10 protein-coding genes are annotated in these 9,154 nt (G+C 70.2%); 6 read left to right on the top strand and 4 right to left on the bottom strand.

Annotation, left to right across the window (positions count from 1 at the left end):
- Positions 1 to 80: 80 nt before the first annotated feature.
- Complete coding sequence (locus VF330_RS32550; RefSeq protein ID WP_330855542.1) at positions 81 to 1,118, top strand: zinc-dependent alcohol dehydrogenase family protein; 1,038 nt, start codon at positions 81 to 83, stop codon at positions 1,116 to 1,118.
- 42 nt (positions 1,119 to 1,160) lie between these two features.
- Here VF330_RS32550 and VF330_RS32545 read toward each other — a convergent pair whose 3' ends face one another.
- Genes VF330_RS32545 through VF330_RS32535 form a run of 3 tightly spaced genes read right to left on the bottom strand, consistent with a single transcriptional unit; the run spans position 1,161 to position 2,682 of the window.
- The gene (locus tag VF330_RS32545; RefSeq protein ID WP_330855541.1) at positions 1,161 to 1,373 is read right to left on the bottom strand and encodes a PLDc N-terminal domain-containing protein; all 213 of its coding nucleotides are present in this window, start codon (positions 1,371 to 1,373) and stop codon (positions 1,161 to 1,163) included.
- 2 nt (positions 1,374 to 1,375) lie between these two features.
- The gene (locus VF330_RS32540) at positions 1,376 to 1,984 is read right to left on the bottom strand and encodes a CBS domain-containing protein (RefSeq protein WP_330855540.1); all 609 of its coding nucleotides are present in this window, start codon (positions 1,982 to 1,984) and stop codon (positions 1,376 to 1,378) included.
- An 11-nt stretch (positions 1,985 to 1,995) separates the two neighbouring features.
- Complete coding sequence (locus VF330_RS32535) at positions 1,996 to 2,682, bottom strand: CBS domain-containing protein (protein WP_330855539.1); 687 nt, start codon at positions 2,680 to 2,682, stop codon at positions 1,996 to 1,998.
- Between the two features lie 186 nt (positions 2,683 to 2,868).
- On the opposite strand from VF330_RS32535, the gene VF330_RS32530 reads away from it, so the two are divergent.
- From VF330_RS32530 to gap, 3 genes are read left to right on the top strand one after another with little or no spacing between them, the layout of a single operon-like run.
- Complete coding sequence (locus VF330_RS32530; protein WP_330855538.1) at positions 2,869 to 3,864, top strand: Acg family FMN-binding oxidoreductase; 996 nt, start codon at positions 2,869 to 2,871, stop codon at positions 3,862 to 3,864.
- On the top strand, positions 3,861 to 6,107 hold the full coding sequence (gene ppsA, locus VF330_RS32525; protein ID WP_330855537.1) for a phosphoenolpyruvate synthase: 2,247 nt from the start codon (positions 3,861 to 3,863) through the stop codon (positions 6,105 to 6,107). Before VF330_RS32530 ends, ppsA begins: the two co-directional genes overlap by 4 nt.
- A gap of 30 nt (positions 6,108 to 6,137) precedes the next feature.
- Complete coding sequence (gene gap / locus VF330_RS32520) at positions 6,138 to 7,148, top strand: type I glyceraldehyde-3-phosphate dehydrogenase (protein ID WP_330855536.1); 1,011 nt, start codon at positions 6,138 to 6,140, stop codon at positions 7,146 to 7,148.
- 31 nt (positions 7,149 to 7,179) lie between these two features.
- Here the strand turns inward: gap and VF330_RS32515 are convergent, their stop codons facing one another.
- Positions 7,180 to 7,695 (bottom strand): flavodoxin domain-containing protein, encoded by a 516-nt coding sequence (locus VF330_RS32515; protein WP_330855535.1) that lies wholly within the window; start codon positions 7,693 to 7,695, stop codon positions 7,180 to 7,182.
- Between the two features lie 123 nt (positions 7,696 to 7,818).
- Here VF330_RS32515 and VF330_RS32510 point away from each other — a divergent pair, with 123 nt between their 5' ends.
- Both VF330_RS32510 and VF330_RS32505 read left to right on the top strand, forming a co-directional pair.
- Positions 7,819 to 8,313, top strand: a complete 495-nt coding sequence (locus VF330_RS32510) for a flavodoxin domain-containing protein (protein ID WP_330855534.1) — start codon at positions 7,819 to 7,821, stop codon at positions 8,311 to 8,313.
- Positions 8,314 to 8,552: 239 nt separating this feature from the next.
- A partial coding sequence (locus tag VF330_RS32505) for a cation-transporting P-type ATPase (RefSeq protein WP_330855533.1) occupies positions 8,553 to 9,154 on the top strand: 602 nt, incomplete at its 3' end.

Genomic DNA, 9,154 nt, shown 5'->3' with positions numbered 1-9,154 from the left:
CGGCGCGGGACGCCGGTCTCTGCGCACGCCCCCCGCAGGCGAGAAGCCTTGGAGTGCAAGTGACTCCTGAGGAGGTACCGATGAAGGCCCTGGTCTACGGCGGTCCCGGCAAACGCGAGTGGAAGGAGGTGCCCAAGCCGGAGATCGAGGACCCGGCCGATGCGGTGGTCCGGGTCACCGCGGTCACGATCTGCGGCACCGACCTGCACATCCTCAAGGGCGACGTTCCCGAGGTGGAAGCGGGCAGGATCCTCGGTCACGAGGCCGTCGGGGTGGTCGAGCAGGTCGGCGCGTCGGTCACCGGGCTCGCGCCCGGCGACAGGGTGCTGATCTCCTGCATCACCACCTGCGGACGTTGCCAGTACTGCCGCACGGGCAGCTACGGACAATGTCTGGGTGGCGGCGGGTGGATCCTCGGGCACCTCGTCGACGGCGTGCAGGCTGAGTACGTGCGCGTACCGTTCGCGGACACCTCGACGCACAAACTGCCGGACGACGTCTCCGACGCGGCCGCGGTGGTGCTCGCGGACATCCTGCCGACCGCGTACGAGGTCGGCGTGCTCAACGGAGCGGTGAAGCCCGCGGACACCGTGGTGATCGTCGGAGCCGGTCCGATCGGTCTCGCGGCCATCCAGACCGCGCAGCTCTACAGCCCCGGCCACATCGTCGCCGTCGACCTCTCCCCCACGAGGCTCGACGCGGCCAAGCAGTTCGGTGCGGACGTCACGGTGTCGAACGCGGACGAGGCAGAGCGCGTGGTGCGGGAACTGACCGACGGGCTCGGCGCGGACGTGGCGATCGAGGCGGTCGGAGTGCCGGACACGTTCGAGCTGTGCACGAAGCTCGTACGCCCCGGCGGGCGCGTCGCGAACGTCGGCGTGCACGGCAAGCCGGCGACGTTGCACCTGGAGAGCCTGTGGATCCGCAACGTCACCATCACCACTGGGCTCGTCGACACGGTGTCCACACCAACCCTCCTGCGCATGGTCGAGGCTGGACGCATCGACGCCGAGCGGTTCATCACGCACCGGTTCGACCTCGGCCAGATGGAGCAGGCCTACGAGGTGTTCGAGAACGCGGGCGACAGCGGGGCCCTGAAGGTGGTCCTGCAGGCCTGAACACGCGAAAGGCGCCGGGTTCGCCCGGCGCCTTTCGCGTGTTCAGGTTCTCCTGCCCCAGCGGAAGTAGGCGAGTGGTCCGGCGAAGTTCACCATGATGGCCAGGGCCCACCACGACTTGCGGCCGCGGACGAACTCGCCGGGACGCAGGGCCAGATCGGTCCACGCCGCCCCGGCCAGTACCAGCTGCACGACGCTCATCACGACGAAAGTCCGGCGCCGGCCCCGCGGGACCTCGCTCCACCGCCTGGCCACGGTCAGATCCTCTCCGGTGCGGCGATGCGCACGTCGGTCACGCCCGCGACCGCGCGTGCGAGCACCTCGGCGACATGGCGGTCGGTCTCGTTGTCCATCTTGTCCACGATGGACACCTTGCCGCCCTTCACCTCCACCGTCCACCGGTGTGGATCGCCGACGACGCCGAGGCGGTGCCGGATCTCGGCTTCGATGATCCAGTCCGCGCGACTGATCGACCGAAGCAGGTCGCGGCGGGTCACGATGCCCGCGAGATGACCTTCTCGCACGACCGGAACGCTGCGGATGCCGTGCTGGAGCATCAGCTCGGCGACCTCCGCGAGGTCGGTGTTGGGTGTCACCGTCCGCGCCGTCGCCATCACCTCTGCCACCAGGTCGGCTGGAGGGCGCCTCGCTTCCGGCGGTTGGCCGTGCACCAGCCAGCGCGGGTCCTGCGGGAGCCTGTCGCGCAGCAGCTCGATCTCGCTCACGACTCCGACCAGCGTGCCGGAGTCGTCGACCACGGGCAGTGCGGTGTAGCCGTGGTCGGCCAGCAACCGGGCGGCCTCCCGTGCCGGTGTCTGCGGGGTGACGGTGACGACCTCCGTCGTCATCACGTCTCGGGTCCTCATAGCTCGTCCCTTCAGCCGAGGATCGTGGTCTGACGGGTGTGCACGGTGTCGTTCCACGACGGCCGCAGCTCGTTGCGCACGTCGACCACGCCCGGCAGTGCGCGCACGAGGTGCTCGGCGATCTCGACCTCGCTCTGGCGCTCCAGTTGTCCCTGCAGCGTCACCACGCCCTCGGAGACGTCGATGTCGACGCTGAACGGATCCGCCCACAGCACCCGGCCGAAGACCTCGTCGCGGATCACCGTCTTCAGCTCGTCGTCTTCTCGCAGGAAGAGCTTCAGCAGGTCGTGTCGCGACAGCACGCCGACCAGCGCCCCGTCGGAGTCCATGACGAACAGTCGCCGCACACCAGTGACAGCGAGTTCCCGTGCGGCCGCACTGGCCGTGGTGCCGGGAGTGACGCTCTTGACCGGGCTGGTCATCACGTCGCGGGCGGTGAGGCCGCCGACCTGCGCCCAGCGGTGCTTCTCCGCACGCCCGGCGAAAAGGCCTGGTGCCTCGCCCGTTCCTCCGCGGAACTCCTCCTTCGGCAGCAGGTCGGCCTCGGAGACGACACCGACCGGGTAGCCGCCGTCGAGGACCGGTACGGCGCTGATCCTGTTGTCCTCCAGCAGTTGCACGAGCTCCTTGAACGAGCTGCCGACATCGGCGGTGATCACCTCGCGCGTCATCAGCGAGGAGACGGTCGGTTCACGCATGACACCCTCCGGCACTCCGTCATCCAGGTCGACCCCAGCCTCGCCGCGCCACATCTCCTGGGCCACGTGCCAAAGGCGTCGCTGTGCGGGACCCCGGTCCCACGTCGCCGGGGACCTACGCCCCTCACCCGAACCCGTCGGCGCTGCGACGTTGGAGCGTGGGACTTCGACCTGGAGGTGAACCGGATGAACCGCGGTCAGCCGGACGAGAACACGGTGCGGGCGGCACTCGCGCTCGCCTGCCGTGCACCGTCGGTGCACAACTCGCAGCCGTGGCGCTGGGAGATCGGCGCGCACAGCCTGCACCTGTACGCGGACCGGACGCGCGCACTGCCCTCGATCGACCCGCTGGGCGCCGACCTGACCCTGAGCTGCGGCGCGGCCCTGCACCACCTGCGGGTCGGATTGGCCGCCCTGGGCTGGAAGGCCGTCGTGCACCGGTTGCCCAACCCCGGCGACCCGGACCACCTGGCAGCCATCGAGTTCGAGGCGCGCGAACCCGCCCAGCCCCACATCGCGCTGGCCGCCGCCATCCCCCGCAGGCGCACCGACCGCCGCGCGTACTCCTCGTGGCAGGTGCCGAGCGGCATCATGAGCCAGCTCGTCGAACGGGCGCGCGCCGAAGGCGTGGAAGCGCAGGAGGTGATGGGCAAGGCGCGCACCGAACTCCTCGTGGCGATCGCCAAGGCCTCCATCGTCCAGGAGTCAGATCCCGGCTACCAGGCCGAGATCCGCGAGTGGACCGGCGTCTACCCCGGCGCCTCCGCCGGCGTTCCCGCGGCGAACATCCCCACGGGAACCCGGCAGTACGGCGACCTCCGGCTGCGCGAGTTCGCCCCCGGTGAGCTGCGGCAAGCCGACAGCAGGCTGATCAGCGAGGACGCGGGGTCGCTGGTGGTGCTGAGCACCTCGTCCGACGACGAGCTGTCGCGGCTGAGGGCAGGAGAGGCGGCCGGCGCCGTGCTGCTGGAGGCCACCTCCGCCGGGCTCGCGTCCTGCCCGCTCAGCCAGCCTCTCGAGGTCGTCGAGACCCGAGAGATGGTCCGCGACGAGGTGCTCGGCGCGTCGGCCTGCCCGCAGCTCGTGATCCGCGTCGGCTGGGGCGCGTTCAACGCCGACCCGCTGCCCGCCACCCCGCGCCGTCCCCTCATCGACGTCCTCACCCGTCAGGAGCAGCCGTGACCACCTACATCCGCGACTTCACCACGCTCGGCAAGGACGACACCGGCACCGCCGGCGGCAAGGGCGCCAACCTCGGTGAGCTGACCAGGGCGGGACTGCCGGTGCCGCCGGGGTTCGTCGTGACCGCTCAGGCTTTCCTCACCTCCATGAGCCAGGTCCGCGACGACCTCGCGGCGGAGCTCGTCATCGCCCTCGATCGGGGCACCACGCCTCAACGGCTCGAGGAGTGCGCCGAGCGCATGCGCGAACTCGTGCGCAAGGCAGGCGTGTCGGACGACGTGCGGCACGCGGTGCTGGAGGCCTACCGGGGCCTCGGCCAGGACGAGTCCGTGGCGGTCCGCTCGTCGGCGACGTCGGAGGACACCGCCGGTTCGTCGTTCGCGGGGATGAACAGCACCTTCACCAACACCAGAGGTGCCCACGCGCTGCTGGACCGGCTGCTCGACTGCTGGGTGTCGCTGTTCGGCACGCGGTCGATCGCCTACCGCGCCGAGCAGGGCATCACCGACGAGCCGGCCATCGCCGTCGTGGTGCAGAAGATGGTGAACTCCGAGCGGTCCGGCGTCATGTTCACCGCCGACCCGTCCACCGGCGACCGCGACAAGCTGCTCGTCGAGGCCTCCTTCGGCCTGGGCGAGGTCGTCGTCAGCGGATCGGTCGAGCCGGACACGTACGTGCTGCGCCGTGACGGCGACACCGTGTCCCTGGAGGACACCCGGATCGGCCGCAAGAGCCACAAGATCGTGCGGGGCGCCAACGGCGACGACGAACGGATCCAGCTCAGCTCCGAGGAGTCCCACGCCCGGGTGCTCAGCGAGGCCGAGGCCATCGCCATCGGGCAGCTCGGCGTGCGCGTGCAACGGCACTACGGTGAGCCGCAGGACACCGAGTGGGCGGTCGCCGACGGCAAGACCTGGCTGGTGCAGTCCAGGCCCATCACCACCCTGCCCGACGAGGAGGTCCCGTCCAGCGGCCCGATCGTCACGGGTCTCGGTGCCTCTCCCGGCATCGTCTCCGGCCGCGTGCGGGTCCTGCAGTCCCCGGACGAGGGCTCACGGCTGCGCGACGGTGAGGTGCTGGTCGCGGAGATGACCAACCCCGACTGGGTGCCGACCATGCGCCGGGCGTCCGCCGTCGTCACCGACGGGGGCGGCATCACCTGCCACGCCGCCATCGTCGCCCGCGAGCTCCGCGTGCCCTGCGTGGTCGGCACCGGTGCCGCGACGTCGGTGCTGAAGGAAGGGCAGCTGGTCACGGTCGACGGCAGCGCGGGCGAGGTTCGCGCCGGTGCCGCGCCGATCACCACCGCGCCGCGGATCGTCGCGCCGACCATGCCCTCCACCGAGGCGCTCGGCACGCGGGTGTACGTGAACATGGCCCTGCCCGAGCACGCCTCCGAAGTGGCGGCCATGCCGGTGGACGGCGTCGGTCTGCTGCGCGCGGAGTTCATGCTCACCGAGGCCCTCGGAGCCGAGCACCCGCGCCGGTTCCTCGCCCAGCACGGCAGCGAGGACTTCCTCGACGCGATGACCTCGGCGCTGCTGCAGATCACCCACGCGTTCGCACCACGTCCCGTCGTCTACCGGACGATGGACTTCCGCACCAACGAGTTCCGCGAGCTCAAGGGCGGCGACCAGTTCGAGAGGCACGAGCACAACCCGATGATCGGCTACCGCGGCTGCTACCGCTACGTCGACGACCCGATGCTGTTCGCGCTCGAGCTCGAAGCACTCGCACGGGTGCGCGAGCACACACCGAACCTGCACGTGATGATCCCGTTCGTGCGCACCAAGTGGGAGCTCGAGGCCTGCCTGGAGCAGATCGACCGCAGCCCGCTCGGCCGCCAGCGCGGCCTGCACCGCTGGGTCATGGCGGAGGTCCCGTCCGTCGCCTACTGGATCCCCGAGTACGCGCGGTCCGGCATCGACGGCGTCTCCATCGGCAGCAACGACCTCACTCAGCTCGTGCTCGGCGTCGACCGCGACTCGGAGCTGTGCGCGGACCTCTTCGACGAGTCCGACCCCGCGGTGCTCGACATGATCGGCCGCATCGTGGGCGCCGCGCGCGACGCGGGCATCACGTCGTCGCTGTGCGGGCAGGCCCCGTCCAACAAGCCGGAGTTCGCGGAGAAGCTCGTGGAGTTCGGCATCACGTCGATCTCGGTGAACCCGGACGCCGTGCCCGCGGCCAGGGCCGCGATCGGGTCGGCGGAGCGCCGCCTGCTGCTCCGCAACCTCCACTGACAGCCCGCCTCGTCCACGAAGGAGCTCATCATGCCGGTTCGCGTCGCCATCAACGGCTTCGGCCGGATCGGACGGGACGTGCTGCGTGCCGCCGTCGACCGCCACGACACGGCGATCGAGATCGTCGCCGTCAACGACGTCACCACCCCGGAAACCCTCGCACACCTGCTCGCCTTCGACTCCACCTACGGGCCGTGGCGCCGGCACGTCACGGCCGAGCGCGACAAGATCACCGTGGACGAGCACAGCATCCTGGTGTCGAGCCACACCGACCCCCAGGATCTCACCTGGGGCATGCTCGGGGTCGACATCGTCATCGAGGCCACGGGCAAGTTCCGCACCCGCGAGGCAGCGGGGGTCCACATCGAACGCGGTGCCCGCAAAGTGCTCATCACCGCACCCGGCAAGGACGTTGACGCCACGATCGTGCTGGGGGTGAACGAGGACACCTACATCCCCGGTTCTCACCACGTCATCTCGAACGCGTCGTGCACCACGAACTGCGCGGCCCCGATGGCCGCCGTGCTGGACGAGGCGTTCGGAATCGTCGAGGGCCTCATGACGACGATCCACAGCTACACCGGCGACCAGGCGCTGCTCGACCGCCCGCACAAGGACCTGCGGCGGGCGCGCTCGGCCGCGGTCAACATCATCCCGACGTCCACGGGCGCCGCCCGCGCGATCGGCCAGGTCATCCCGTCCCTGGACGGGAAGCTCGACGGACTCGCGGTGCGAGTGCCCGTGGAGGACGGCTCGCTCACCGACCTCACCGTGCGGCTCGCCGAGCCGGCGACCGTCGGACAGGTGAACCGCGCGTTCGCCGAGGCGGCCGCGCGGCACATGAAGGGGATCCTTCGCTACACCACGGATCCGGTCGTGTCCCGCGACATCATCGCCGACCCCGCTTCCTGCGTGTTCGACGCGTCGCTGACCAAGGCACAGGGCCACGTCGTCAAGGTCATGGGCTGGTACGACAACGAATGGGGTTACGCCAACCGCACGGTGGACCTCGCCGACCTCGTCGCGCGCACCCTGCCGTGAGCACCGGTCGTGAGGGGGCCGGCCGGCCTCCTCACGACTTCTGGTCGGCAAGCGCGTCGGCGATGGAGGCTCCCCACTTCTCGATCGCGTCCCAGTCCCGGAAGTCGCCGAACCGGCCTCCGAGAGCGCGGAACACCAACGCGCCGAGCCTCCCGAAGGTCGTGTTGGTGACCACACCGGTGAACAGGCGGTGCTCGACCGGCGTCACGATGTCGAGCAGTCGGGCGAGGATGTCGTTCTCCTCCAGCATCGCCCACCGGCGGAACGGACCGCGCAACGCGCCTGGAGAACCGACGCTGAACAACCAGACCGGCTTGCCGTGCAGAACCAGCCGCTGCTTCGCGAGGAAATCGGAAGCCGACGGGAGCCACGCCTGGTTGTGCACCGCACTGCCCAGCACGAAAGCGTCGTAGTGCTCGGCGCCTTCGACATCGTCGACCGACCTCAGCGCGACATCGTGCCCACGCGCTTGCAGCACTCCCGTGATCCGTTCGGCGACCCCCGCCGTCGATCCAGCGGCACTCGCGTACGCCACCAGCACTCTCATGACGACCTCCTGCACCACTTCCACAGTGCGCGCGCCGACCGGTGCTCACCAGTCGCCGGTGTCCCTGCGCCGTCGAGCACAAGGGCTCTGCCCGGTTCGTCGACGCGGGCAGATCGTGGTGGTATGACTGAGATTCTCGTCGCCTACGCGACCAAGATGTCCGGGACCAAGGAGATCGCGGAAGCCATCGCGGAACGCATCCGCTCCGCTGCCCACGAGGTGACCGTTCTCGACGCCGCCGAGGTCCGCACGGTCGCGCCCTACAAGGCCGTCGTTCTCGGCAGCGCGCTCTACGCCGGACGGTGGCGGCCCGAAGCGGTGAAGCTTCTCAAACGCAACGCGGACCTGCTCGCCAGACGGCCGGTGTGGCTGTTCCACAGCGGTCCGCTGGGCGCGGAGCAGGTGCCGCAGCGGGCGCCCCACAAGGTGCGCGAGCTCGCTGCCCGCATCGGCGCCGAGGAACCGGCCACCTTCGGCGGGAGGATCACCCCCGAGACCGCGGTCGGCTTCCTCGCCAAGAGGATGGCCACCGGTCCGATGGCAGGGGACTACCGCGACTGGGAGGCGATCGAGCTCTGGGCGTACCGGATCGCCCAGCAGCTGGTCGCCGCACGCTGAGGGTACAGCGGTTCCAGTACCGGATCAGCCCGACAACAGCCGCGTCGCCCGGTGCGGCCGAAGACCTGTTGTGTGCGCTCGCCGAACGCACACAACAGGTCTTTTCTCGTTCGGCCAACGAGTCCCGTGTGACGGAAACCTCGCGCTGGACCAATGTGAGCGGCCCAGCGTCTTCCTACTCATCCACGGCGGTCCCTAGGACCCTGGGGACGCCACCGCGGACGCGTGAAGCTCGAACCATGACGACGACCGAGACCGTCACCGCGCCGGAGAGCGACCCGCGCGAGCCGCTGGACCGGCTGTACCGGGACCTTCGGACCAGACCGACGGGACTGTCCGGTCGGGAGGCCGCACGCCGGCTCCTGGCGCACGGCCCCAACGAGTTGTCCCGGCGCAAGCGCCGGGACTGGCCCAAGCAGTTGCTGCGGCAGTTCACCCACCCGCTGGCACTGCTGCTCTTGCTCGCGGCCGGCTTCGCGTTCCTGGCCGGTACCGAGGTGCTCGGAATCGCGATCATCGCGGTCGTCGTCCTCAACGCCGCCCTGGCGTTCGTCCAGGAGCGGCAGGCGGAGAAGGCCGTCGAGGCGCTCGCCGCCTACCTGCCCGCGAAGGCCTCCGTGGTGCGGGACGGAGTACGGGGCTCCGTGCCTGCGCGGGAGCTGGTGCCCGGTGACGTCCTGATCGTGGAGGAAGGCGACCGGGTGTCGGCCGACGCCCGGCTGATCGAGGGCGGCGTCGAGGTCGACCTCTCCACGTTGAACGGGGAGTCGTTGCCGGCGTTCCGCTCGGCCGAGCTCACCGACGTCGACGGCCCGCTGCTCGACGCGCGCGACCTGCTGTT

The sequence above is a fragment of the Lentzea sp. genome, assembly GCF_036380075.1.
Classification (GTDB): domain Bacteria; phylum Actinomycetota; class Actinomycetes; order Mycobacteriales; family Pseudonocardiaceae; genus Lentzea.
The sequence above is the reverse complement of the archived record's forward strand: the minus strand, read 5'-3'. Positions and strand labels throughout refer to the sequence as shown.

Bases quoted from the DNA above. Each gene is read 5' to 3' on its own strand.
- VF330_RS32535 (WP_330855539.1), bottom strand. From the start codon at position 2,682: ATGCGTGAACCGACCGTCTCCTCGCTGATGACGCGCGAGGTGATCACC.
- VF330_RS32510 (WP_330855534.1), top strand. From the start codon at position 7,819: ATGACTGAGATTCTCGTCGCCTACGCGACCAAGATGTCCGGGACCAAG.
- VF330_RS32515 (WP_330855535.1), bottom strand. From the start codon at position 7,695: ATGAGAGTGCTGGTGGCGTACGCGAGTGCCGCTGGATCGACGGCGGGG.
- VF330_RS32540 (WP_330855540.1), bottom strand. From the start codon at position 1,984: ATGAGGACCCGAGACGTGATGACGACGGAGGTCGTCACCGTCACCCCG.
- gap (WP_330855536.1), top strand. From the start codon at position 6,138: ATGCCGGTTCGCGTCGCCATCAACGGCTTCGGCCGGATCGGACGGGAC.
- VF330_RS32530 (WP_330855538.1), top strand. From the start codon at position 2,869: ATGAACCGCGGTCAGCCGGACGAGAACACGGTGCGGGCGGCACTCGCG.
- VF330_RS32550 (WP_330855542.1), top strand. From the start codon at position 81: ATGAAGGCCCTGGTCTACGGCGGTCCCGGCAAACGCGAGTGGAAGGAG.